Source organism: Paraburkholderia steynii, from assembly GCF_900100565.1.
Taxonomy (GTDB): Bacteria; Pseudomonadota; Gammaproteobacteria; order Burkholderiales; family Burkholderiaceae; genus Paraburkholderia; species Paraburkholderia terrae.
In genome coordinates, this window is the sequence record NZ_FNDI01000003.1 from 103,304 (window position 1) to 127,768 (window position 24,465).

The 24,465-nt window shown below is 57.1% G+C and carries 23 protein-coding genes; 14 read left to right on the top strand and 9 right to left on the bottom strand.

Annotated features, from left to right (window positions below; translation table 11 throughout):
• The first annotated feature begins 159 nt into the window (after window positions 1-159).
• The 3 genes from BLT65_RS06885 to BLT65_RS06895 all read left to right on the top strand — a co-directional run bounded on the left by BLT65_RS06885 (window position 160) and on the right by BLT65_RS06895 (window position 3,116).
• Complete coding sequence (locus BLT65_RS06885; protein ID WP_091776399.1) at window positions 160-1,083, top strand: VOC family protein; 924 nt, start codon at window positions 160-162, stop codon at window positions 1,081-1,083.
• Between the two features lie 8 nt (window positions 1,084-1,091).
• Complete coding sequence (locus BLT65_RS06890) at window positions 1,092-1,463, top strand: YciI family protein (protein WP_091776402.1); 372 nt, start codon at window positions 1,092-1,094, stop codon at window positions 1,461-1,463.
• Window positions 1,464-1,574: 111 nt separating this feature from the next.
• Entirely contained in the window at window positions 1,575-3,116 is a 1,542-nt protein-coding gene (locus BLT65_RS06895) for a methyl-accepting chemotaxis protein (RefSeq protein WP_091776405.1), read from the top strand.
• Between the two features lie 788 nt (window positions 3,117-3,904).
• Here BLT65_RS06895 and BLT65_RS06900 read toward each other — a convergent pair.
• A complete protein-coding gene (locus BLT65_RS06900) occupies window positions 3,905-4,369 on the bottom strand; it encodes an SRPBCC family protein (RefSeq protein ID WP_007736072.1) in 465 nt (154 codons plus the stop codon).
• 455 nt (window positions 4,370-4,824) lie between these two features.
• On the opposite strand from BLT65_RS06900, the gene BLT65_RS06905 reads away from it, so the two are divergent.
• From BLT65_RS06905 to BLT65_RS06915, 3 genes are all read left to right on the top strand, one after another.
• A complete protein-coding gene (locus BLT65_RS06905) occupies window positions 4,825-5,136 on the top strand; it encodes a glutathione S-transferase family protein (RefSeq protein WP_091776408.1) in 312 nt (103 codons plus the stop codon).
• A gap of 253 nt (window positions 5,137-5,389) precedes the next feature.
• Entirely contained in the window at window positions 5,390-6,157 is a 768-nt protein-coding gene (locus tag BLT65_RS06910) for an SDR family NAD(P)-dependent oxidoreductase (RefSeq protein ID WP_091776411.1), read from the top strand.
• Between the two features lie 66 nt (window positions 6,158-6,223).
• A complete protein-coding gene (locus tag BLT65_RS06915) occupies window positions 6,224-6,538 on the top strand; it encodes an NIPSNAP family protein (RefSeq protein WP_007736076.1) in 315 nt (104 codons plus the stop codon).
• Window positions 6,539-6,669: 131 nt separating this feature from the next.
• Here the strand turns inward: BLT65_RS06915 and BLT65_RS06920 are convergent, their stop codons facing one another.
• The 3 genes from BLT65_RS06920 to BLT65_RS06930 form a co-directional block, all read right to left on the bottom strand.
• Window positions 6,670-7,650 carry a LysR family transcriptional regulator gene (locus tag BLT65_RS06920; protein ID WP_091776414.1) on the bottom strand — a complete coding sequence of 327 codons (981 nt, stop codon included), beginning with the start codon at window positions 7,648-7,650 and terminating at the stop codon, window positions 6,670-6,672.
• A gap of 489 nt (window positions 7,651-8,139) precedes the next feature.
• A complete protein-coding gene (locus BLT65_RS06925; RefSeq protein ID WP_091776417.1) occupies window positions 8,140-8,907 on the bottom strand; it encodes an SDR family NAD(P)-dependent oxidoreductase in 768 nt (255 codons plus the stop codon).
• A gap of 15 nt (window positions 8,908-8,922) precedes the next feature.
• Complete coding sequence (locus BLT65_RS06930; protein WP_091776421.1) at window positions 8,923-9,309, bottom strand: nuclear transport factor 2 family protein; 387 nt, start codon at window positions 9,307-9,309, stop codon at window positions 8,923-8,925.
• 1,315 nt (window positions 9,310-10,624) lie between these two features.
• Between BLT65_RS06930 and BLT65_RS06935 the strand changes: the two genes are divergently transcribed.
• The 3 genes from BLT65_RS06935 to BLT65_RS06945 all read left to right on the top strand — a co-directional run bounded on the left by BLT65_RS06935 (window position 10,625) and on the right by BLT65_RS06945 (window position 12,902).
• Window positions 10,625-11,704 (top strand): porin, encoded by a 1,080-nt coding sequence (locus tag BLT65_RS06935; RefSeq protein ID WP_091776423.1) that lies wholly within the window; start codon window positions 10,625-10,627, stop codon window positions 11,702-11,704.
• A gap of 133 nt (window positions 11,705-11,837) precedes the next feature.
• Window positions 11,838-12,155 carry a BON domain-containing protein gene (locus BLT65_RS06940; protein WP_091776953.1) on the top strand — a complete coding sequence of 106 codons (318 nt, stop codon included), beginning with the start codon at window positions 11,838-11,840 and terminating at the stop codon, window positions 12,153-12,155.
• A 276-nt stretch (window positions 12,156-12,431) separates the two neighbouring features.
• Window positions 12,432-12,902, top strand: coding sequence for an SRPBCC family protein (locus BLT65_RS06945; RefSeq protein ID WP_091776425.1), 471 nt, complete (start codon window positions 12,432-12,434; stop codon window positions 12,900-12,902).
• 174 nt (window positions 12,903-13,076) lie between these two features.
• On the opposite strand, the gene BLT65_RS06950 is transcribed toward BLT65_RS06945, so the two are convergent.
• Window positions 13,077-13,793 (bottom strand): SDR family NAD(P)-dependent oxidoreductase, encoded by a 717-nt coding sequence (locus BLT65_RS06950; RefSeq protein WP_091776427.1) that lies wholly within the window; start codon window positions 13,791-13,793, stop codon window positions 13,077-13,079.
• Window positions 13,794-14,186: 393 nt separating this feature from the next.
• Here BLT65_RS06950 and BLT65_RS06955 point away from each other — a divergent pair, with 393 nt between their 5' ends.
• Window positions 14,187-15,077 (top strand): sugar phosphate isomerase/epimerase family protein, encoded by an 891-nt coding sequence (locus BLT65_RS06955; RefSeq protein WP_091776429.1) that lies wholly within the window; start codon window positions 14,187-14,189, stop codon window positions 15,075-15,077.
• A gap of 221 nt (window positions 15,078-15,298) precedes the next feature.
• On the opposite strand, the gene BLT65_RS06960 is transcribed toward BLT65_RS06955, so the two are convergent.
• Window positions 15,299-16,177 carry a LysR family transcriptional regulator gene (locus BLT65_RS06960; protein ID WP_091776431.1) on the bottom strand — a complete coding sequence of 293 codons (879 nt, stop codon included), beginning with the start codon at window positions 16,175-16,177 and terminating at the stop codon, window positions 15,299-15,301.
• A gap of 112 nt (window positions 16,178-16,289) precedes the next feature.
• Here BLT65_RS06960 and BLT65_RS06965 point away from each other — a divergent pair, with 112 nt between their 5' ends.
• The 3 genes from BLT65_RS06965 to BLT65_RS06975 are packed head-to-tail and all read left to right on the top strand — an operon-like array spanning window position 16,290 to window position 18,858.
• Window positions 16,290-17,360 carry an alkene reductase gene (locus tag BLT65_RS06965; protein ID WP_091776433.1) on the top strand — a complete coding sequence of 357 codons (1,071 nt, stop codon included), beginning with the start codon at window positions 16,290-16,292 and terminating at the stop codon, window positions 17,358-17,360.
• Between the two features lie 10 nt (window positions 17,361-17,370).
• Window positions 17,371-18,198, top strand: coding sequence for a pirin family protein (locus BLT65_RS06970; RefSeq protein ID WP_091776435.1), 828 nt, complete (start codon window positions 17,371-17,373; stop codon window positions 18,196-18,198).
• Window positions 18,199-18,252: 54 nt separating this feature from the next.
• Complete coding sequence (locus BLT65_RS06975; RefSeq protein ID WP_091776437.1) at window positions 18,253-18,858, top strand: isochorismatase family protein; 606 nt, start codon at window positions 18,253-18,255, stop codon at window positions 18,856-18,858.
• A gap of 1,081 nt (window positions 18,859-19,939) precedes the next feature.
• Here BLT65_RS06975 and BLT65_RS06980 read toward each other — a convergent pair.
• From BLT65_RS06980 to BLT65_RS06990, 3 genes are all read right to left on the bottom strand, one after another.
• Complete coding sequence (locus BLT65_RS06980; RefSeq protein ID WP_007736099.1) at window positions 19,940-21,169, bottom strand: porin; 1,230 nt, start codon at window positions 21,167-21,169, stop codon at window positions 19,940-19,942.
• A 104-nt stretch (window positions 21,170-21,273) separates the two neighbouring features.
• Window positions 21,274-22,626 carry an MFS transporter gene (locus BLT65_RS06985; RefSeq protein WP_091776439.1) on the bottom strand — a complete coding sequence of 451 codons (1,353 nt, stop codon included), beginning with the start codon at window positions 22,624-22,626 and terminating at the stop codon, window positions 21,274-21,276.
• Between the two features lie 70 nt (window positions 22,627-22,696).
• Window positions 22,697-23,239 carry a gluconokinase gene (locus BLT65_RS06990; RefSeq protein ID WP_091776441.1) on the bottom strand — a complete coding sequence of 181 codons (543 nt, stop codon included), beginning with the start codon at window positions 23,237-23,239 and terminating at the stop codon, window positions 22,697-22,699.
• A 147-nt stretch (window positions 23,240-23,386) separates the two neighbouring features.
• On the opposite strand from BLT65_RS06990, the gene gntR reads away from it, so the two are divergent.
• A complete protein-coding gene (gene gntR / locus BLT65_RS06995) occupies window positions 23,387-24,415 on the top strand; it encodes an HTH-type transcriptional regulator GntR (protein WP_007736104.1) in 1,029 nt (342 codons plus the stop codon).
• Window positions 24,416-24,465 lie beyond the last annotated feature (50 nt).

The following is a 24,465-nucleotide window of genomic DNA, read 5'->3' on the forward strand; positions in this document are numbered from 1 at the left end:
TTGGCAAGAAGTGTGGGATGTTAGCAAAACGATCACGGCCTCCCGCGCCGGCTCCGCAGTCATACCCGGGTAAACGTTAGGCGTGGCGTGCTTGTCCCGAATCGCGTCACCACCTATAGTAATTGTACTGTACGTTACAGTTTAAATGGAGAGAGTGGAATGATTGAAGACATTGCGTACGTGCACTACCGCGTATCGTCGCTGCAAAAGACAGCAGAATTTCTCCGCGATTTTGGCCTGCTTGAGGCTGGTGCCGTAGGCAACCGCCACTACTGGAAAGCACACGGATCGTCCGCGTTTTGCTATGTTGCCGAAGAGGGCCAACCCTCGTTCGTCGGCATCGGTTTTCGTGCCGAAAGCGTTGACGCGCTGAAGGCGTTGGCCGAAAGAGAAGGCGTCCCTGTGGTCGACAGCAACGCACCCGGCGGTCACAAGTCAATCCGGCTGGTCGACCCAGACGGCTGGGAGATCGAGATACTTGCCGGTGGTACGCCGACGGCTGCAGTCCCGGCGGCTCGTGAACCGATGACGATTAACTACGGCGTTACAAAGAATCGAATCGATGCCTATCAACGTCTCCGCGTCGAACCGTCCGAGATCCTTCGACTCGGCCACCTCGTGCTGAATGTGACGGATATCACCAAGAGCTTGCCTTGGTATCAGGAAAAGCTCGGCCTTCTGGTATCCGATGAAATTTACGATGATATTCACGATCGGCCCTTCGGTGCGTTCTGTCGCCTGAATCGAGGTGAGACTCCGGTCGACCACCACAGCCTCGGGCTCTTCGGAATCGGAAAGAAAGGCATCCACCATGCGTCGTTCGAAGTTCAGGACTTTGATTCGGTCCAGACGGGGCACTATGCGTTGGACAAGAAGGGCTGGAAACATCAATTTGGCATCGGGCGGCATGTTATCGGCAGCCAGGTTTTTGACTATTGGCGTGATCCCGACGGTTTCCGGGTCGAGCATTTCTGTGACGGCGACATGCTGACGTCTGGACCGCAACCGCATCGGACCAACCTCACCTCCCCTGAAGCTGTCCATCAGTGGGGACCCGAAGTCCCTCAAGACTTCTTTGATTGAGGTGAAGTATGGCGAGTAATGTCAGGGAACGGTTGGCCGGCCTTCTCGGACTCCCACTTTTCGCGATCCTGAGTAGCGATGTGGAGGATCCGCAGGTTCTCGAGCCACACCTAAATGACCATCTCGACTATATGATCGGCCTGGAGAAACACGGACTGCTGTTTGGTTCAGGGCCGTTCAAGAACTCCCGAGGTCACCTCACAGGCGGCGGACTTACGATCGTACGTGCGCCAACGTTTGAAGACGCCCGCCGGCTTGCGGAACAGGACCCATTCGTAAAAAACGGCCTCAGGACGTTCGACGTGCGATCTTGGACTCTGAGCGAAGGCAGCCTTACGTTGACGATCAGTTTCTCAGATCAGTCGGTGAAGGTGGTGTGATTAGGAAGCCGAGGCATAGCCTCGGCTTTTCATCTTTTCACCGAATTCCAGATCGGAGCGGCGATCACTGTGACGTAAAACTTCCCCCGCCACCTTTGATACCCACGCAGAATGCTTTCACCTACAATCACTAAGAACGAAAACGTGTTGTTAGAGAGTGATTACCTCATTTCCCGAACCGACCTAGAAAACAGGCTTGTTTACGTCAATGAGTCGTTCGCGAGGGCATCCGGATACGGGCCAATGGAACTCATCGGAATGCCGTATGCGCGCCTGATACATCAGGACACTCCTCCAGCATTCACTGCGTCGATTTTGCAGCGCTTGCGTGCGGGGCGGCGCTGGGAAGGTACGTTGAAGCACCGTTGCAAGGATGGTGGCGCTTTCTGGTCATTCAGCGTCATCACTCCATCGGTCGTTGGCGCAAAGACCATCGGGTACACGACGATACGCACGAAGCCAACGGAGCAACAGATACGCGAGAGCATCGCTGTATTCGAGGCGCTCCGAAGAAAACCAACAGGCAAATGGCTGGTCCGCGAGAAATGGCTGAAAGGATTGTTGTCGCCAACCTCCTTGGGCCCGCGTCTGTTGCTTACGCACGTGATGCCCCTGTGCATTGGTTTAGGCGTGGCCGAGTTGCTCCACTACGTCGATTTTTACGGCTTTTCTCGCCAAGTGACCGTGGCAATTGGTCTCGTTTCCGGTCTGGTCGCCGCAACGCTTTTTGCTTTTATGACGCGAACCAGGATCCGCAAAGAACTGAACGTTGTTGGGGACCTCGTCTACCGTCTCGCGTCAGGCGATCTCTCCTTCGCTCGCCGGCACAGCGCATTCGATGAGGTCGGCGTAGTGATGAATGCGGTCGATACCATGCGAAAAAGCCTGGTCAGCATTGTTGCAGACGTTCGCGGAGCTATAGATGCAGTTGCCGAGACCAGCGCAGGACTCGCAGAGCGTGGCAACGGACTAGCAGTTCGGACCGAAAGTCAGGCCGCCTCCCTGGAGCAGACCGCTGCCACTCTCGAACAGATGACATCTGCCATATCGAGGACCGCCGAGAACGCCACGCAGGCCACTCACGTTGCAGAGGTCGCGAAAGGCAACGGAACGCAAGGGCAACAAATTATGGCGGACGTGGTCGCCCGAATGGCTGACATCCAAGCCCACGCCTCGGAAGTCAAAGAGATAGTGAACGTAATACAAGGCATAGCAGCACAGACCAATATTCTTGCGCTGAATGCTGCGGTTGAGGCCGCACGCGCCGGCGCGTCTGGCAGAGGTTTCGCAGTCGTTGCCAGTGAAGTTCGGGCGCTATCGCAACGCACAGCTTCGTCGGCGAACGATATCGAGCGTCTCGTGCGTGAGTCTTTAACCAAGGTGCAGAATGGGGGGCAGGCGGTGGCGGAATCACAGAAGACGCTGAACGAAGTCTTCGCATCTGTCGATCGGGTCGCGGCTCTCATGGAAGAGATTGCGGGAGCGACAAATGAACAGAAGATCGGAATCGAACAAATTAACGCCAGCGTCATGCAACTGGAAGGAGCGACCCAGCAAAATTCCAGTCTCGTTGAGGCCACTGCACGGGATGCTTCGACACTTACCGAACAAGCAAGTCTTTTGCATACGGCTGTAGGTATCTTCCGGGTTTGACACTGGGCGTTTTCCGCCTGCCCCACAGAAACTCAACTGCTACCATAGCTTTCACACAACATGACCTCCCTACGGATGGCTACCCAGGTCTGAGTTGCTATTTTGCGGCCTTGGAGGACGATTGCCCCCAAATCTCGCCGAGACCAATCCGCACACAAAAAGGGCGCACATGGCGCCCTTCCACTCATTCTGTAACGACACCAAGCGGCGCCGCCACAGGATAACCCGACCTCGCTTATCGCCGCTGCATACGCTGTAGAGCAACAGCAGGCAGTTACTGCGACGCAGGGACCGTACTGTCGCGCGCGGCCGAAGCTGCAGTTCCTTCCAACTGCTTTTTCGCTTTCTTCCTGGCGTGCCGTGGTGGCACGTAAACAGAAGAACCCAAAGTATTTTCTACGGCCTTTGGAGCGCTAGCGGGCGTTTTCGATGCCTGTCCGTATGCTGCATTGGCTACAACTACTTGAACACAACACAGTATCAATGATGCTGTCCACGCGTATTTTTTCATACATCTTCCTCTTGTCTGTTGAAATGACCGTCATTGGCGAAATCGACAACCAGGCGAGCATTCTGAATCTACCGACTGTACGTAGGGATGTCGAATTGATGGCAGACATACCAGTTATGAGCGCGGTGAATACAACATCAAGCAGCGGTATTTTTTGTTGTCTTCGATCATCCTGCGTAGCTCGCGCAGAAAGCAGGATGAAAAAGCACTTCAGCAGATGTGGACGGACCCTAGCACGCTTCGCGGAAAAAATTGATCGGTGCGGGACCTCGGTCCGTTAGAGCGAACCGTTGGCTTTCGCACTTCTTATGCCATTCAGCGTAGCATCGACGGCCGCAACATATGCCGTCTCCACCGCCTTGCGAAGCTCTTCCTCTTCTCGACTTCCGGATTCCGCCTCTGTCAGCTGAAATGCAAAACTGAACCTGACACGTAAGTCGTCATCCGTGCCCAATATTTCGTTCACGATAATGCCGTCTGCGTCGCCAGAAAGTCGCAGAAACACGACCTTCTTTTCAGGGTAGAAAGTGATGCGTTCTCGGGCCGGCTTTCCTTGAAATTCGATGTCCCGAATCAGGCCGTTTTCAGTCCTCTCGACCACATCGCATTTGCTCATGCCTTGAACAAACGGCAACGCATTCTCTGCTTTCATTTTCAACCCCTTCCACAAGTCGCTCCTAGAAAGCGGAGCAAGACCGGACTGGTCAGGATTAACCTTCAATTCTTGAGAGACTGAGATCATATATTTAACCTCCGAAATAACTTTTGGATCGCGTATGTCTGCGCGCTAACCCGTGCGTACGGGGATGAAAATCTGCCTCATGCCGTTCTTCTTCAGTGGCAATGCAGTGCATGATCCGACAAACCGACTGCGGGATAAATCCGGTAAGATGGAAATGATTGATTCATCAATGGAGCAATCACCATGAATTGCTTGTCAACATGGCCTGTCTGACGAGTTCGTCAAGGTCATGAGCTTTCATCGCTCAACCGAAGCGACAGGCGAACCAAACTCGATGTTGTTGCGGCGAATCAACGCTCTCCAGAAAGCGGTTGGGGCAAGTTCTTGCGTCGCACAACGCGCAAGATCGAACGACCGAACCGGGCTGACTCCATTTCGAACGGTGCAAACGTGTCACCGCGAAGCATGCCTCGAACGAGCAACTCGGCGAAATACTGGCGCAGTCGAGCGGCGTTTTGCGCGCCGTGTTGCCGGCGGATCTCGTCAACCTCTCCGTAGCCCCCCCTCTGATCTCGGAATTCGACCGCCGCCATCACGGGATCAGCTTCGAATTTGACCTCACGCCGCGGCGCGTCGACCGAAACGCCTTTGTCGTCGGCGAAACGTCAACACTCTCGGACTGTTGCCTCGTGCCGCAATTGTTCAATGTAGGGCGTCTTGGCGTCGACATGGATCGCTTCCCGGCACTTCGCAAGATCGAGAAACACCGCGAACATCTCGATGCGCTCTGCATGGCTCACCCCGTCAGACAGACGGATTTCGAATAGCACTGAATTTCATTTATTCGACGTTAAGTATCCGTGATGTAGGGACGTGACGACCGCGCCGACTCACAGTACTCCGTGCGCACGGGAGTATCTGTAGGCGCGTATAAATATCAGGGATACCTATCTATCAATCCGCGCGTATGGAGTCTTTCTGTCCTTCGTAAAACAATTGACCTTACCCGCGCGCTTGCGGGTCGGTGTTGACGTACGTTGATCTCAACGCGTCCGCAAAACATAAACAACGGAGGATGACATGATTCGTGGTGGCCGTCTCAGCGGAAAGGTTTGCATCATCACCGGAACAGGTGGAAGTATGGGGCGTGCTTCGGCCCTGGCATTCGCGCGTGAAGGCGCAAAGATTGTTGGCTGCGACACGGTTGCCGAAGCCGCGCTGCAAACCGTCAATGCCGTTCACGACATCGGGGGTGAGATGGTATCAGCGCATCCCTGTGACCTTACGCGCAAGGAACATTGTCGCAATCTGGTTCAACTCGCGATCGAAACGTTCGGGAAAGTCGACGTCCTATTCAACAATGCCGCGATGGCTTATTTCGGTTGGATTGACGAGATCAGTGACGATGACTGGTACAAGACCATCGATCACGAACTTCACCTCGTCTTTCAGATGACAAGGGCAGCATGGCCAGAACTGATCAAGCAGGCTGGCTCAATCATCAATACCGCATCAGTTTCCGCCTGGTCGACATATCGGGTACTGCCGGGTATTGCGCATTCGGCCGCTAAAGGTGCGATTGTATCGATGACGCGCCAACTTGCGCTTGAGGGACGTAGTCACGGGCTCAGGGCAAACACTATTTCGCCCGGACTGATCGAGACAAACCAAACACGCCCTTTACTGGCTGATCCCGCATGGTCTGAAGCGATGCTCGGGAAAATCATGCTCGGACGAATGGGTCAACCCGAAGAAGTGGCGGCGACCGCCGTATTCCTCGCGTCTGACGAAAGCTCTTTTATTACCGGGACCGACATCAGAATCGATGGCGGTACAACAGCTTGGTAGGGGCGGCACAAAAACCATTGCGAACCCTAGCACTCAACAACGAACAAAACTCAAACGGACCTCACGATGATCATCGAACAGCGCACTTACCAACTTAAGCCTGGCTCTTTGCACGAATTCCTCAAGACCTACGAGGTAGAAGGCCTCGAAATTCAAACTGCAGCATTCGGTGAACTCGTCGGGTATTTTGTATCCGAGGTTGGTGAACTGAATCGGATCGTTCAACTCTGGAAATTTGAATCCTTTGAGGATCGCCAGCAGAGGCGCGCTCGCCTAGCTTCCATGCCGGAATGGAGAGCGTTGCTGTCGAAAATCGGGCCCTTGCTTGTTAGCCAGCGCAATGAGATTTTGACACCCGCTTCCTTTTCTCCAATCAGGTGAAAGTTAGCAGTGTTTCCTTCCGAGTCAGCGTGAGCAGGGGTCGCACACCCACGGGCATGGGCGGCTTCCTCTCTTGAGGCGCTTTAGCACGCTGCTCACCGGCGTTTATGTACATTGGCTCAGTGCTCGCACTACAGGATCAACGAACAGTCGGAATGATCCCCTTCCAATTTCGCCTCCTCGTGCTGGTTTAGCCGTCTGTCGAGGACTGTTTCGCTTGTTGCGTTTAGAAATAGTCCGTTGATGAGCCTGCGAAACCACATGTTGCTGGGTTCCTTGTGGTACCGGTCGTGCCAATATAGGGCAATTTCGAATGGTTCGATTTGCAGCGGCTCAGGCTGGAACGTTAGTGGATAGTATCGACTGAGTACCACCGCCAACATTTCGGGTACAGTCCAGATCAGGTCTGAATCCAGTAGACAGTGGGGTGCCGCGAGATACTGCGGCACCCTAATTTTGATCTTCTCGCGAGCGCCAGCGTCAATAAGTGCGCGCTCCAATCTCCGATGCCCACTTCCGCTATTTTCGACTAGCAGGTGGTCGTGCTCGAGGAAAGTTTTTTTGTCGATACTTCGACCGTCCAGCGGGTGGCCCTTTCGCATCACGCACACGTAGCGTTGTGTGAACAGCACCTTGCGATGAATATCCTGCTCAAGTGCCGGAAGGAATCCTAGGGCAACATCAATCCGGCCACTAGAAAGACCGGCCACTGTTGCTTCAATTGGCTCAAATACAGTGTGCAAGGAGGTATTTGGCGCCAGTCTCTGCAATTCACGATGTAGCGTCGGCAGGAAGGTCACCTCACCGATATCACGCGTCCGAATCGTAAAGATCCGTCGCGCACGCGCCGGAGAAAATGGGGGGGGCGTGCCAGTGGTGCCCCGCACAAGATTTAACGACTCGATGAGTGCCGTCGCAATATTGGCGGCAAGTGGAGTCGGCTCCATTCGCCGCCCAACCAGCATGAATAGCTTGTCACCATACGCGTCGCGCATCCTTTTCAAGGCGCTGCTGACCGCGGCTTGAGTCAAACCCAGATTCTCAGCGGCCGCCGTAACTGATCTATCTCGCCAGAGTGCTTCGAAAACATATAGCAGGTTCAGGTCTTTCATACTGTCTCCTCGACCGGCTTCACGGCATCCCGGACTTGCGCACCGCGCCCCTCGAACGAGGCAACTGCAATGTGCACTTCAACTTCTGTATAACCAGCATTTATACTTGCATAGGTTCGAACCCGCACTTGGAGTTAACGCTATCGAATACTCGATAATCGGCATGCACGTCGATTCTTCATGGAAACAGGTTGAACCCGTCTTGCATGCCACGGTCAGCCACGTCGATTGATCGCGTAGAAGCGAGCGCCGCCCACGGTTCAAGCGACCGACTCATTTCGTTTCAATAGGTGCGCCGTGACGCATCACCGCGTCTCGATCGGAACAGAGAGGATTCGACGGGCTCCCGCTCGCTTGTTTGCCTAGGCGTTATGGATTTTATATTTCTACTTACACCCAGGCCCAAAGAAGCCAGGCGCTGGCGAAGCTTGACGCAAAGCATCGTTCGATACATTGCATCAAGCGCGCATGCGTCACGATGACACTTTTCTAGATGGCCAGATAACCGCCATCTACTGCGATTTCTGCGCCGTGAACAAATGAGGAACTGTCGGAGAGCAGCCAGACCACCGCATCTGCCACTTCAGACGGCATGCCGAGCCGCCCAATTGGATGCCTGGCTTCCAATGCCGGTAGCAATGCTGAGAACTGCGGCTGCGAGATAAGTGACTCGATCATTGGCGTTCGAATCACGCCCGGCAGGACTGCGTTCACCCTGATATTGTTCATGCCGTAATCGAGCGCGGCGCCTTTTGTCAGACCGAGCACGCCGCCCTTTGAAGCGCAGTACTCGGACGCGTTGGGAATGCCGACACGTCCCAAAGACGACGAAGCGTTGACGATCGAGCCACCACCACTCGGCAACATGGCCGCGATCTGGTGTTTCATGCAGAAAAACACGCCTTTCAGGTTGATGTCGATTACGAAATCCCACTGCTCTTCCGAAAGCTCATGCAGTGGCGTATTTCGCTGCTCAACGCCAGCATTGTTAAAAGCGCCGTCAAGTCGACCATACCGCTCGACGGTCGCACCTACAACTCGCGCCACATCCGCCTCGTGCGCCACATTTCCCGGGATGGCGATCGCACTTCCCCCAAGACTAACTATCTCGTTCGCGGCTTCGAGCACGGCAGCTTCATCTCGATCGGTCAGCGCCACCGACGCTCCCGCTTTCGCCACTGCCAAGGCTGCGGCGCGCCCTATGCCTCGTGCGGCGCCTGTCACGATAACGACCTTTCCGTCCAGCAAACGATTCATGATCGGTCCCCGTCCTTATGCCACGGCAGTCGCGGGAGCCGCTACCGCATTGGCAAATACGGGCGCCAGATCAATGTAAATGCGGTAGTCGTCAATCAGATCAGTCGCTTCGTGGTGCAGGAAACACGCACAAGGGACAGATACTTCGATCCCGTCCAGACGTCGGTAATAGGTCATGAAGCACCGGATGGAATAGTCGCCGTTGTCCCAGTTGCCTATCGGGACGTGGCGCAATCCTGCGATAACGTTGAAGAAGTCCGTCACACCAGCGGCGACCGCCTGGCGACCTTTCAATTCAGGTGCGTTACCAAACTGAAAGACTACGTGTTCCGAAAGGTGTGCGACAAATCCATCCGCGTCCTTCCTGTCGACTGCCGCAAACATCTGCTCGAGATTGCGCATCTCTGTCTCCGTATTATTAAGAAATGGGGAACTCAGTTAATCTGGAACCTCATCTTTGAGCAGTTCAACTGCTCGCCGAGACTTAGGGCCTGGCGTCCCTTTCGTCAGCTCGGGTTCCGCCATCGATCGTCAATTGACCGACCGCAAGTACATTCTGTCCCCCCACCCTTCCCCTGTCGATGCAGTCAGGGTTATGCCTTCCTATAAGTAGCGTTTATTTCCGCGCGTCGCATTTTTAATTTATTGCATAGTACATACGAGAACCTCGATAAGAACAGCCTTACTTGCTTCGAACCCCGGATGGAGCGCCTACCCAGGCGTAACAACCCCTCAGTCCATCCCTTTTATGGTGACAATGCTGCTGTCGAGACAAGGGCACAAGTCCGGACGATCTGAATGAAAATTCCAACCCGGAGACCGGATCGAAGCGCCGACGTGCTTCGATGGCGTAGCGTGCTGGAGAGCTGCCAACCGCAGAATGTCTTGCGAGAATACCAGGCAATCCCTCCCGACAGCCACAGCTCCGCCTTTCAATCCTGAGATAGCCGAACCAAATGAGACCGGAAGGACACACCGGCCGACGGTTAGTACAGATGCACAAGCAGCACGGTCAGTGCGCAGGCTCCATACCCCCTCAAATCATGAGCTAGAGCCCGTCAATTCTTATTGTGGATGAGCGCAAGCCGACGGGCGTTCTACTCGTTGAAACTGAGCCATCGGCGTGTTCGCGCGGTCGAACGAACCGGTCACCTCGATCTCTTCCACGTGATTCCTTCAGCGCGGCACCACGAAATCTCTCGCTCAACCATGGCCATAGCGTCGGCACATTGACCCATAAACACGCCTGATAGAGAACTATCAAGCACCGTTTGTAGTTGTTGAACGTCTTCGCGTGTACTGTCCCAAATACAGGATGAGTGACTGCCTGTGTTATATCTGACAATCAAATTAATTTTGGAGACATTCTCAATGACGAAAGCCACTGGATCATTCCCCCGCCTTCACTACAATCGTGCTCTCGCGTAGCAACGCCTTGGTCTACGCGTCGATCATTGCGGCAATCGAATATCTTGATTGACGAGCACAAGTGAAGGGTACCCGCGGCACGTCCGGTGCAATGGCGAAGATCTAGCACGCCTCCGCGCCCCTACCCCTCACACCTTCAGCGCGAAACCTCCCCCGTAAAGATACCAATAACCAGTTACGCCACTTGGATAATTATACGCACTGCTTACTAATGTAAATTGTCGTAAATTTTCTAAGAAACTCACAGCGTAAGTAAAAACATACTTTGAGATGCAATAGGAGACTGTTAATGTTTCGAAAGTTAAGGCTTGCGTCGCAAGCGATCGTCTTTCTTGCAAGTCTTCTGCTTGGCGGTTTCGCTAATGCGCAGAGCAGTGTCACGCTCTTTGGCGTCATCGATGGCGGCTTGCTTTACACAAACAAGACGCTGAACGCCCAGACTGGTGCGAACGCGGGAAAACAGCTTTCTGTAATCGACGGGGGTTCGTCGTATTCGCAGTTTGGACTGATAGGCTCGGAAGACCTCGGCGGCGGACTAACAGCGAAATTCAAGCTAGAAAGCGCCTTCAGCATTGCTAACGGAGGGATTGCGCACTGTAACGGCAATTTATTCGGATGTGAGGCATGGGTCTCGCTTGACAGCCGCTACGGCGAGTTGAAGGGCGGTCTTCAATTCTCACCATTTTTTCTTGCACTATACGAGTCAGATCCTCGCGGCATGTCCTTCTTCGGGAGCGGAGGTGTCAACCTTGTAGACAACCTTTTCGGTACGGGCATTTTTAGTGCGAGTTCGGTGTCGTATAAGACGCCGAATCTTTGGGGCCTCCAGGCAACCATGCTTTACTCGTTCGGTGGTCAAGCGGGCGACTTTCAGGCAGGTCGTCAATATGCCGCCAGTATCAAGTACGAATATGGCGGCTTTATGATTAATGCTGCCATATTCGACGGAAATAGTGGTGGAGCGAACCAGACACCAACACCGACCACCCTCGCCGCTGAGGGACGTACATTGGGCGCAGCATTCAAATTCGGCGCACTGACCGCCAAGGCGTCGTTCGTCAACTACAAAGTCGCCGGTTCGTTCAACAACAACGTATACGGCGGTGGCCTTTCCTGGTACGTGCTGCCGACCCTCGACCTCGACGGTGGCATCTGGGTGACTAGTGACCGAAACCATACAGCAAACCGTTCTCTTCTGGCAGCGCTGGGCGCAAGTTACTACCTGTCGAAGCGCACCACGCTTTACGCTCAGGTGGCCACAGTGAACAATCACGGGGCAATGAACACCGGTTTGTCCGTCAACGGCGCGCTATTTAGCCCTCAGGGCACGACCGTCGGGGCAACGCTCGGCATCCGTCATTCGTTCTAGCGAACCAAAGCGCCGTGCGAACGCAAAGCTACGCCGCAGCCGTCATCGCCGGCGACACTACCATAATCATCAAGGAGATTTCAAATTGAAGGTAATCCAGGCAGTCGTCTGTTCCGTTGTGCTTTGCAGTGTGATGTCCCCGACAGTGAGCGTTCTCGCGCAACCCAGCAGCTCCGGTGCTGAGGCCTCAGCTCCAACGACCACGGCAAGCGATGCCAAAGCCGCGAAGGCAGCCAACAAAGCCCTGAGAAAGGCGGTCATTCGCCAGCTTTCTAGGACACCCGGGCTCGACGTCGGTGGCATTAATGTGATCGCGAAGACAGGTGTGGTCACCCTTTTGGGAGTCGTACCAGATACTCGTCAAATTGAACTTGCAGGCCAAATTGCCCAAGAAGTCCGTGGCGTTACCGAAGTTCGAAATACCCTCACGCTACAGACGAACGGACGGTAGTCAGCGCTTTTACCCGCAATGCCAATCATTGCGGGCGTCCACATCCCATACGACTGAGGCGGACTGAGCCTTCGATGACATCACAAGAGTTTTCTCCTCGCACGAGCGTTGCGCCCTTGTCCGGATACTCGCCAAGGCCAGGTCCATCTATTCAGAAAAGTAATACGCAGGAACAAAGGTGACAAATGGCGGACACGTGCGTCAACGCCTAGAATTCATATCAGCACCATATTGGGCAGGCGGACCGCCAGACAATCTATCCAACAGGAGACAGACGTGATTAGTGTTACTCGCAAACTTGAAGTCAATCCCAACGACAGCTCGGAACCCGTACATCTCAACCGTCAGCAGGTATGGGAAGGACTAGTTCGCAAGGCGGAAAATGCCGTCCCCTTTGTCGCAGCGATCACTCGTTGTTCAATCGTTGAACAGCATCCGGATCGCTTGATCCGCGAGATCGTGCTTCATGGAGAGACGATGCGTGAATTGATTCTGTTCTTCCCTGAAGAGCGAGTCGAATTTGTCCGCCTTTCTGGTAAAGCGAAAGGACAAATCAAGAATATCCTGGAAGAAGATTCAACCGGAAAACTGTACCTGCGTTTTACGTTCGATCTAGTTCTTGATGGCGTCGAAAGCGGTAGCGTAGAAGAAGTCGAGTTTGCCGATGGTATGGAAGCGGCTTATCTGGACGCCGTAAATACGACGTTGCGCAGGATTCGCGAAGATGCGGTAGCAAAGGCTTCGTGAGTTTGCGGAAGCGGCGGCCAATGTGGAACTCATGTTCTCGCATATGTCACGATGGAGCGAAGAGCCATGGAGACTGGCCTCTTTGAACCGCCGGGCCGTTGAAAATGGCAGTTCGCAAAGCTGCCATCCTCACAACGACGGCGGACTTTTGATGGATGGGAAGCCGCTTCCGGACTACCAAGGCTCCAAAAAGGGGCGCACCTCAATCTCGAAGCTCCAACCGCGACGATCCTGAGTGGTGAGACCATGCACCGCCTCAGCTAGCGCTACGGGTGAAACGAAAGCATCTAAGGGTCTGCCGGGCATCTGCTTGCGCGAATCCGGAAGGTCAACGATACCATCGACAATGACGAGAGCGACATGGATACCCTTTGGCCAAAGCTTCCGCGCCATCGATTCGGCCAGGCTTCGCTGCGCGGCTTTGGCTGGGGCGAAAGCCGCAGTTTGGATGCCTCCACGTCGCGACGCTGTTGCACCAATGAAAACGATACTGCCCCGTCCACGTTCGATCATCGAGGGGATCACTTCCTTCGAACAGAGGAATGCGCCCAGCGCGTTCACTCGCCAGGCGGCCTCAAACTGCTCTGCCGTAATTGCCTCGATATCAGCAAACACGCCGGAGCCCGCGTTAAACAGAAGCGCGTCAATTTCTCCGAGATCGGAGCGAATACTTGAGAATGCAGCTGCCACTGATGCCGCATTGCCTACATCGCAAGCGTAGGCACGGGAAGCGGGGACCTGCATCGCGAGCGCTTCGACCTTGCGAGCATCGCGCCCTAGGAGCGCCACGACATAGCCTGCGGCAGCGAAGCGTTGCGCGAGCGCCAGACCATTGCCGGGCCCCGCACCTGCGACCACTGCTACAGGACGAGTGTTCAAAATCTCAGTCATTTGCCTATTCTCCCAACAACGTTTTCGTATGCGAAGTTGACACCGCACCCCGGCGACGCGGTCCGCTGCGAGCATGTAATGGCGTATGCCGCGGCCCATCGACGCTACGGTTTCCCGTCGGCAACCCGCGCCTCTCAAAGCTTACTCTCGAATTCTCGGTAGACCCGCCCCTATTGCGCCATCAATGGACCAGTGTTTTCCAGAATCGCAGGTGTAACTCTCAGGCGAGTTAATCGAAGATGTCCTCTTCGCGCGCATTACTCAGAGGTATGTGTAAGCCCTAAGCGACCCCATGCCGAGGCAGTGGACGCATCGGCGGTTGCCTTTATCGTACAACCCCATATGAGCCGTTCTTAGACTCTTAAGACCCGGCACAACTAATCAGGACATTGCATGAAGCCCTATCCGGAAACGACAATGTGGACCGCCAACGTGCGGCGACTCTCATTTGCCCAACAGATAGAAGCGACGGTTGAAGCTGGGTTTGACACGCTCACGGTGACTCCTCTGCAATATACCCAGGCATTGGCTGCTGGCATGTCAAGTGCCGACCTATTGGCTATGGCGTCCGATTCGGGAATTAGACTGACTCAGTTGGACCCGCTGGCGCGATGGTCGGAAAGATGGCACCCACAAAACATTGATCCCGCTGTCTTTTCTATCGGGTACTTTGCATTCGCAGTCGAGGATTTTCTCAGAATCGCGCGCGCTTTGCGGCTCGAGTCGATTACTGCCATATCGATAGCTCCTCCCGAAGTAACCTCGGTTGAACAGCTTACCGAGGACTTCGCAAAGCTATGCGATCGGGCAGCCGACGATGGTATTCGCTGCGACCTCGAGTTCATTCCTCTCGATTGGAGTATCCCGGACCTCGATATCGCCTGGAAAATTGTGCGGGACGCAGATAAGCTTAATAGCGGAATTGCATTCGATGTGTGGCATTTCTGCAGAAGCGGGTCGTCGCTTGAGACCCTTCGAACGATTCCTGGAGACAAAATCTCGTATGTGCAGTTGTGCGATGGTAGCGAGCGCGTCCCAGCGCACCGTTCGCTCTTCCAGGATTGCCTCGAGGATAGAAAGCTTCCAGGCGAAGGTGATTTCCCAGTCCGCGACATCCTTGGCGTGTTAAAAGATATCAATGGTCTGAACCGAGTCGGGCCCGAGATTTTTTCGCGCACCTTCGACGAAATGTCTGCGAAAGATATTGGCCGCGCGTGCGGTCAGTCTTTGGCGACGACACTCGAGCAGTTGGGGATTGCTCGAAGCTCCCGAAACAACGATTAGCTCGCAAGGTGATCTGGGTTGGGACGCCAGCGGCGCGTGCCAGCGGCCAGTATTCCGCTGGTCCCGACTCTGTGGAATGGCGTCAGTCAACGGCAACAGTTGTGTGACGTCACGACAGTTGGAACCGGTGAGGATCTGCGGCCAGGTGTGAAATTTGTCAGCAACATCGGGGTTCGCTGACGCAAGCATCGCTGCGCTGGACGCTCTCACTCAGTTGGCTACTACTCTCCGAGTTGCTCTCGCAAGAATTCAATAAAGCGCTGCGTCTTCGCTGGTAACAACCGCGTTTCGGTGATGGCATGGACAGGAACCGACGGCGCGTGCCACGCCGGCATCACTCGACGCAACAGCCCAGCGGCAACGTCATCGGCCGCGATTTCCTCAGGCAGCACAGCGATCCCGAGATCGAGTGTTGCCAGTCGCCGGATCATTCCCACGCTATTCAGCAGGAACCGACCGCCTACATCGATCTCAACCGTTTCCTTTTCCTTATGAAGGGTCCACCCGCTGACCTCTGCCGGGCTGAGCCGCAAACACTCATGTCGCAAAAGGTCGGTCGGCTCGCCTGGCTCGCCATGGTGTTCGATATAACGCGGCGATGCGTAGAGATAGCGCGGTAGTCGGGCAAGCAGTCGTGCGATCAGATTCGAGCTCGGCGGCTCGCCCATGCGGATCGCGACATCGACGTGTTCGGTGACCAGATCGACGTGGCGCGGCGTCAGGTCAAACTCAAAGCTGATACCGGGATAACGTCGAGCGAATTCCGCGAGCAAAGGTGCGAGGAAGATATTCGCAAAATCCACCGGCAACGACGCGTGTAAAACGCCAACCGGCTGGGCCAGGATCTCTCCGAGTTGCTCGTGCGCAAGCCGTGCCTCTTCCACGATGCGCCTGGAGCGCTCGAAATAGAGCTGACCGGCTTCGGTCAGCTCGATCTTGCGCGTCGTGCGATGAAGGAGTCGCAACCCAATTGCCTTCTCCAGCGAACTGATCCGGCGCGACAACGTCGAGTTCGGCACACCGGTCGCTTCGGCCGCGCGGCGAAAGCTTTTCGCCTTGACCACTTCGACGAATAACGCCATGTCGTTCAGAAATTCCATTTCACTGCCCCATAAGTGGCTCAATCATTTCCATTTTGCCACCTTTATCCCGCCTGCGGTTTGTCGGATGATGACCACATCTAATGAGCACCTCACCGCAGAGGAACACAACATGAGTCAGCTTTTCACCCCTGTTCGCATTGGCAGCCTGTCCATCCCGAACCGTATGGTCATGGCTCCGATGACCCGCTCGCGCGCCGATGACGCGGGCGTTCCCGACGACGTCGTCGTCACGTACTACGCTCAACGCAGCAGCGCAGGTCTGATCGTTACAGAGGGCGTGTTTCCCTCCGCGGCCGGTAAGGGCTATGTCCGTACGCCCGGCATCCACAGCGATGCCCAGGTGGCCGCATGGACGCGAGTCACCGAAGCCGTGCATGCGCGAGGCGGGCGTATCTTCATGCAGCTGATGCACAGCGGGCGTATCTCGCATCCGTCGATGCAACCGGATGGCGCGCTGCCGGTGGCGCCATCGGCCATCAAGCCTGCGGGACAGACCTGGACCGGCAACGGCATGGAAGAATTCGTGACGCCGCGAGCGCTGCGCCTGAGTGAGATCGCGGGTGTTGTCGCCGAGTACCGTATGGCGACGCGTCGCGCGATCGAAGCAGGCTTCGATGGCGTCGAGCTGCATGCTGCTTCAGGCTATCTGCCTGAACAGTTCCTCTCATCCGGCAGCAATCAGCGCGAGGATGAATACGGCGGCTCCGTTGCAAACCGCGCCCGTTTCGTTCTCGAAGTGCTGGAGGCGATGGTGGCGGAGGCCGGCGGCGATCGCGTGGGCCTCAAGATCTCGCCGGAGATGAACTTCAACGACGTTTTCGACGCGGCGCCGCAGGAAACCTACGCGTATCTCGTCGAGCGCCTTCGCGACCTCAATCTCGCGTATCTGCACGTCGCTCTGTTCGGTACAAGCGTGGATTACCACGCGCTGCTTCGGCCGCGCTTCAAGGGCGCGTATCTGGTCGGTGGTGGACTTGACCAGGCCCAAGCTGAGAACGCGCTTGCCGAGGGACGCGCTGATGCCACGGTCTTCGGCGGTGCATTCCTCGCCAATCCGGACCTGCCAGAACGGTTCCGTCTGGGCGCACCACTTAACGCCCCCGACAGGAACACGTTCTACACGCCCGGAGCACAGGGCTATATCGATTACCCCGCGCTGAGTGCAGCCGGTAACGTCTAAGGACTGAGCCATGTCAACCGCCATCGCCCGCATGCAGCGCGCCAACCGCGGAAGCGATTTCCGCGCATACCGACTGCATGGTGCAGATCCCTCGCAGCTCGATCCCTTCATGGGTATCGACCATGCTTGGATGAGTGCGCCCACCTTCCCGCCACATCCGCACGCCGGCTTCTCCGCGGTGACCTACCTGTTCCTCGACTCGGAGACAGGCATTGCCAACCGCGATTCGCAGGGCAATAGCACGTTGATCGAGCCGGGCGGCCTGCATTGGACCGCTGGAGGAAGGGGGGTGGTACACGAAGAGAATCCCGCGGTGCCGGGACGTACCACTCACCTGCTGCAGATCTTCGTCAATCTGCCTCGCGAAAAGCAGAATGCTGCGCCATTCGCGCTGAGTCTGGCCGCGCGTGAAGTACCGGTGGTCCATCGTCCCGGCGGCCGCATCCGTGTCCCCCTGGGCAGCTTTGATGGGGTGCGCTCCCCGCTGACACCTCCAACCGAGGTCACCTTGCTGGACATCACACTGGAGGCAGACGCTGAACTCGACCTGCCAGTGGCCGCAGGCGAGCGCGCCTTCGTCATGCCAATCTTCGGCAGCGCGGAGCTCAATGGCCAAGTCTTCGGCCTCGATGACCTCGGTGCCCCGATTCTGCCGATCACGACGGAAGCGACGACGCACAGGCTCGCTGCGAGAGCTGGTGGCGCCAAGGTCGCTGTGTTCATCGGCGAGCCGCTGAGCCAGCCCGTGTATTCAAACGGACCCATGGCTTTTGCGAGCCAGGAGAGCCTGATAGCTGCAACCGCCGCTTACCGCCGTGGCGAGATGGGAAGGCTGTAGCAGGCCGCCACGCACCCCGGGGCCTGCGCCCCACCACTACCTAGGAGCTACATCATGAAGGTTGAACGATTCACTGCCGACAACACCGCGTTGCTGCTGATTGACCATCAGGTTGGCACGATGCAATTAATCAAGAATATTGACAAGGAACTCGCCGCCAAGCAATCGATTGCACTGGCCAAGATGGCGAAGATCCTCAATCTGCCGGTCGTGATCACGTCCAGTCAGGAAGATCGCGCTCAAGGCCCGATTCTTCCGGAGATCGCCCAGATCCTGCCGGAGGCGCACGCGGCGCGGATCAAGCGCCCCGGCGTCGTCAACGCCTGGGCCTATCCCGATTTCCGCAATGCAGTGCTCGCCACGGGGCGCAAAAACCTGATCATGGCAGGCGTAACCACCGACGTTTGCCTCATCTTCCCGGCAATTGACGCTGCACTCGAAGGTTTTGCCGTGCAGGCAGTGATGGATGCGTCGGGATCGCCGAGCGATCTTTCCGAAGAGTTTTCGCGTCAACGGATGCACGATGCGGGCGTGGTACTCACCGCCACCAACACGCTCATGGCAGAAATCGCGCAGGACTGGTCCACCCCGGCCGGACAACAGCTGATCACTTTGCTGTTCACCGATGTGTTCCCGGCCCTTGGCGCCGGCATCGTTTAAATCCAAAACGACATCCTGTTGACTGAAGCGCATAGCGCTTTGGTCAACAGATCAACTCATGATAGCCATCTGCCGAAGGATCGGCTGCTAGTCAAAGACCCTCTCACACCCATCGATGGAACGGAGCGGTACAACGAAGAGAGCTTCTCAATTATCGAGAAGTGAATGTGTTCTGCGTTGAACGCCAATTTGCGTTGTCGGCGCACCAGATCTGCGGTCCCTAGCCTGCTCACGGCGCTCTGCACGCAGTTCGGCTAGCCGTTGCCCCGCTCCTCGGCGAGGCGCTGTCAGACGCGATAAGCTATGGCAATATGCGGCGGCGGAATTGTTATCGGGGCGTGTCGGACACCGAGGGCTCCTATGGAGCGGTCAACAGTTGACGAGAATGGGTACACGACCGTCCCGGCGACGATCCGCGAGGTGATGAACCTACATGCAGGCGCATGTGCCATATTGGCATGGGATGCCGGACGGCGTTGTCTTGGTCCGCCCAAAGACGAAATCGATTAAAGATCTCGCAGGCTTGCCGCGGCAAGCGCGCCGAGCATCCCTGTCAACATCGACGACATCAACCGTTGGCGAGATGGCCGGCGACGCGAATTGCGCTACCCTTGAAAATTCAAGGCAGTTGGAAGAACTTCAAAACGATAAGAAACGCGAGCAAACCGATTGCGCCGTACCCAAGTTGCTTCCTGCTTCGGCGTTCAAGCTGGCTTAAGCAACGGGCATCGCCGTAGAAATTGGGCGATAGTCCTTCCCGCGCCCTCCTTCCGGGCCGATTCAACCGAGGGCGAATATCGGAGTGCTTGCTGCAATAGCCAATGCCGGCGGAACCGTTGTTGGCAACACCCCAATGGAACATTTCACAAACACCCTCGCTTGGACTTTAAAGCTAGGTGCGCATTACAACCATGTCCTCAAACGGCTAACAAGAAAAATCGAATGACTTCGGTCGGAAGTTCAGCCTATCGGCCACCGCGTCTAAGCAACGATCGTGGACGTCCGTAGCATCAGATGTGAGTTCCAGAAATAAGCGCCGCAATTGCGGCGCTTATTCTTGCTTTAGGTCCTTCAAGTTGCATCAGAACCGATGCACGATACCGGCACCCACACCGACCATACTGCGCGATGACGAAGGAGTCGAGTTAAAACCATCGCCGAGTGTCGCCGTCGCGTTGATGATGTTGCCCGCACCGTTATTGCCAAGCGTCTGGCCATTCGCGCGCTGATATGCCTGCAACGCATACAGCCCCGTGCGCTTGGACAGCGAGTAGTACTCGGAGAGGTTGAACTGCTGGTATTGCGCGCTGCTCGTGATGCCGTTGGACTTCGTCGCGCGTGTATAGCTGTAGCCCGTCGCGAAGTCCCATGCTGCGGCTGGCTTCCAGTGCAGCACGATGCCGCCCGTGTTCCAGATTGCCTCGTTGCGGAACGACGAACCCGCACCCGGGATGTACTGCACGTTCGTGTACGTCGCCGTGATATCGAACTGGCTGTTGAACGTGTAGCCCGCGCCGACTGCAAAGCGCTGCTGCGCCTGCGCCGTGCGGTAGCCGTTCGTCACGGCCGACACACCCGTCTGCGCCCCCGCGTTCGACGTCGTCGAGTCGGCGCCGAATGCCCCGCCGCCAGTCGTGGAGTTGTTGATGCGCGAGAAGCCGACCGCCAGGCCGACCGGGCCTTGCTGATACTGTACCGCCGTGCTCCATGTCGAGCCCTGGTTCACGCTGCCCGGCACGCCCGCAAACGAATACGAGCCGCTGAACTTGAAGCCGTACAGCGATGGCGACATATACAGCAGCGTATTGTTCGCGCGGTAGATCGTATCGAGGCCATCCACGTCGCCCGGGTGCGCGCCGTAGAATCCGGTGAGCCACGTCGTCGGGCTGTAAGGCGAGAGCAGCTGATAGTACGACGCGTACTGTCGGCCCGCCGTCAGCGTGCCGTACGTGGCGTTCGTCACGCCGACGAACGCCTGGCGGCTGAACATCAGGTTGTTCGTCGACATCGCGCCGCTATTGGCGCTAAAGCCCTCTTCCAGCGTGAAGATCGCCTTCGTGCCGCCGCCCAGATCTTCGGCGCCCTTCAGGCCGAAGCGGCTGCCCGCCCACACGCCCGTGATCATCTTGAACGCCGAGTGACCGCCCGACGTCGAACCCAGCGACGTCGAACTTGACTGATAACCGATACCGTTATCGACGATGCCGTACAGCGTCACGCTGTTCTGCGCGAATGCGGGTGCGTGAGCAGCCGTCGCAACCGAGGCGACAGCCGCGAGACCGATCAGGCGTCGTTGACGGTTCTTTTTCATTGTGATGTTCTCCAGATGCCTCTTTGAGGCTGTTATTGATTCGTTTTTCTGATACTGCTTTCTTGCCGTCTGATTCGGCCTGTCACGCGTTCGCAGCGACGGGATCACCCCGCCGGCGTCGACGCTTTCGATGTGCGGCGACGTGTTTTTTCGTCGCGATCGGTCGGCTCGGGAATCGCTTCGATGCGCCCCATCACGAACACGAACGACACGATGCCGATTGCCAGAATGACACCCGCAACGAGGAACGCATTGGTGAACGAATTCGTCGCGCCGACGATGAAGCCCGTGACGATCGGTGCGGCCACGCCCATCAGGTTGTTGGCGAAGTTCATGATGCCGCCGACGGTACCCACGCCGCCCTTCGGCGCAATCAGCGACGGCAGGGACCAGCCAACGGGTGCCGCCGCTGCGAGGCCACCCAGCGCAATCGAGATCCACAAGATCGCCCATTCGGGCTTCGTCGTCTGCGTCGCGCCGAAGACGGCGAGACCGAACAGCATGCCCGTCACGAGGACGGCCTTACGCACGCGGGTCTCGTCCTTGCCGCGCGCGATGAGATGATCGATTAGCCAGCCGCCGACGACAAGGTCCGTCACCGTCGCTACGGCCCAAGGAATCGCGGCAAAGCCCGCTGACTTGAGAATGCTCATGTGCATGGTCTGCACGAGGTACCCCGGCAGCCAGGTCAGGAACAGATAGAACGAATAGCCGTAGGCGGCGAACCCGATCGTCAAGCCCCAAACCTTCGTTTTGGTCAGCAGATAGCCCAGCATGCCGAACACGCTCGCGCTCGACGTGCCTTCGGGCGTTGCGCCGCCCTTCTGGATGTAGTCGAGTTCAGCGGCCGAGAGCTTGCTGTCCTGGCTCGGATCGCGATAGATGAGCAGGAACGCGATGAAGTACGCAAAGCTCAGCAGCGCCGTGACGCCGAATCCCCAGCGCCAGCCGGCGTTCACCACGACCACGGCCACCAGCGGCACGCCGATCACGTTCGAGAACTTGGCGGCCGCGTCGAAAATGGCGGTCGCGAGCGCCCGCTCCTTGCGTGGGAACCAGTAGCCCGTGGCCTTCGAGCTGACGGGAAAGCCCGGCGCTTCCGCGATGCCGAGCACCGCGCGCGCCGCGAACACGCCGCCAAAGCCGCTCGCGAAAACGGTGATGGCGGACGCAAGGCCCCACAGGAATGCACCCCAGCGGCCAATACGCGTCACGCCGAAACGGTCAAGAAGGATTCCCGCCGGCACCTGCAGCAACGCGTACGGCCAGAAAAAAGCACTGAACAGCAGCCCCATGTCTGCGGGCGACAGGTTGAACGCCTCTTTCATCTGCGGTGCCGCTACCGACAGATTGATCCGGTCGAAATAGTTGATGAGCACGCCAATGCCCAACAGCAGGCCGATTGCCCAACGCCGGTTGGGCACGCGTTGCCCTGAAGCTCCCGAAATGTTTGCCACTTTAGTCTCCTGAAAAAATGTCGTTCTGGTCAGTCATCTGGTCGGCGTAATGTTTTGAGACAGCGCTATCTCATGCAGACAGCAAAAGACCCGACTCTTCTTGCGCGCTCCCGCACCACGCCGTCGCCTCGCCGACGATGCTCACGAGCGAACGGGTGCCGTCGATCGTCAGCGTCAGCGGCTCAACATCGGGTCGCTCCAGCGCGGCGAACTGGCTCTCGACCAGCGATGCCGGCATAAAATGGCTCTCGCGCTGTGCGACGCGCCGCAGCGCCTCGGTTTGCGACAGATCGAGAAAAACGAAACCCAGCGACGATGTCGCCGTCCGCAAACGGTTGCGATAGCGCTGCTTGAGGGCCGAGCACGCGAGCACGGCGCGCTCTCCGCGGCTGGCAACGCGCTCGAGTTCTTCGGACAGTCTGTCGAGCCATCCCGCGCGGTCTTCGTCGGTCAGCGGGATGCCGCGCTGCATCTTGTCGACGTTTGCTTTTGGGTGAAACGCGTCGCCTTCTATCAGTACGCCGCCGATCCGCGTGGCGAGTGCCTGCGCAACGCTGCTCTTGCCGCAGCCTGCGACACCCATAACGACAAGCGATGAAATGTGCCCGATCATGTGCAACTCCTTCGATTGAGACAGCGCTATCTCGTGAAGATAAAAAATAAGGCCTGTGCAAATAAGCTCGTTAATGCCCCAAAATTTCGGACGGCATGATAGAGCCCTATTGCGCGAGGCTTGAGACAGCGCTATCCTAAATCGATCATGGCGAGCTCAACACCCAGGAAAACCCGAAGCACCGGCCGGCCAACCCTCGAGGCGGTCGCCCGCCTGGCCGGCGTCAGCATCATTACCGCGTCGCGTGCCTTGCGCGGTCTGGGCTCGGTCGGACCGGAATACGTGCAACGGGTCAAGGCTGCAGCGGCAGAATTGAATTACGTTACAAACCCCGCTGCGCGAGCGCTCGCGTCCTCGCGCAGCGCCGCCGTGGCCGTCGTGATTCCATCGCTGTCGAACACGGTGTTCACCGACGTGCTCGAATCGATTCACTCCGTGCTGCGCCCTCGCGGCTACGAAATCCTGATCGGCAATTCGCATTATTCGCGCAATGCCGAAGAGGATCTGATCCGCCACTACCTGGCGTCACCGCCAAGTGGGCTGATCGTCACCGGCTTCGACCGTACTGAGAGCGCGCGTCGCCTGATCGAGGCGAGTGGCGTGCCTTGCGTGCACATCATGGAACTGGAAGAAGCCGAAGGCGTGCACTGCGTCGGCTTTTCACAGGCGGGCGCTGGCGAGGCCGTCGCCGGGCATCTGATTGCGCGTGGCTGCCGGCGTAATGCCTTTGTCGCCGCCCAGCTAGACTCGCGGATGATGCAGCGCGGAGAAGGCTTTCGTGAGGCGCTCAGGCGCAAAAACCTGTACGACGCCGATCTCGAAGTCCTTACGCCGGCGCCGTCGTCGATCGGGCTCGGATGCGATCTGTTCCGCCAGTTGCTGCAACGGCGGCCGGACGTCGACGGGATTTTTTTCGGCAACGACGACCTCGCGCAGGGCGCGCTGTTCGAAGCACGCCGTCAAGGCATCCCAATTCCGGAACAGGTAGCGATAGTCGGCTTCAACGATCTGGCGGGCGCAGCCGACTGCGTGCCGCGACTGACCACAGTTCGCACGCCACGAGCCGAGGTCGGCCGCGTTGCGTCGAATCTTCTGTTGTCGATGATCGACAATGAGCCTGTCCCGTCGCCGGTCGTCGATCTCGGCTACGAACTGGTGGTGCGGGAAAGCGCCTGACTGACGCCTCCTGCTGCAAGTCCGACGCCATTGACCTGTACTACGCGGCG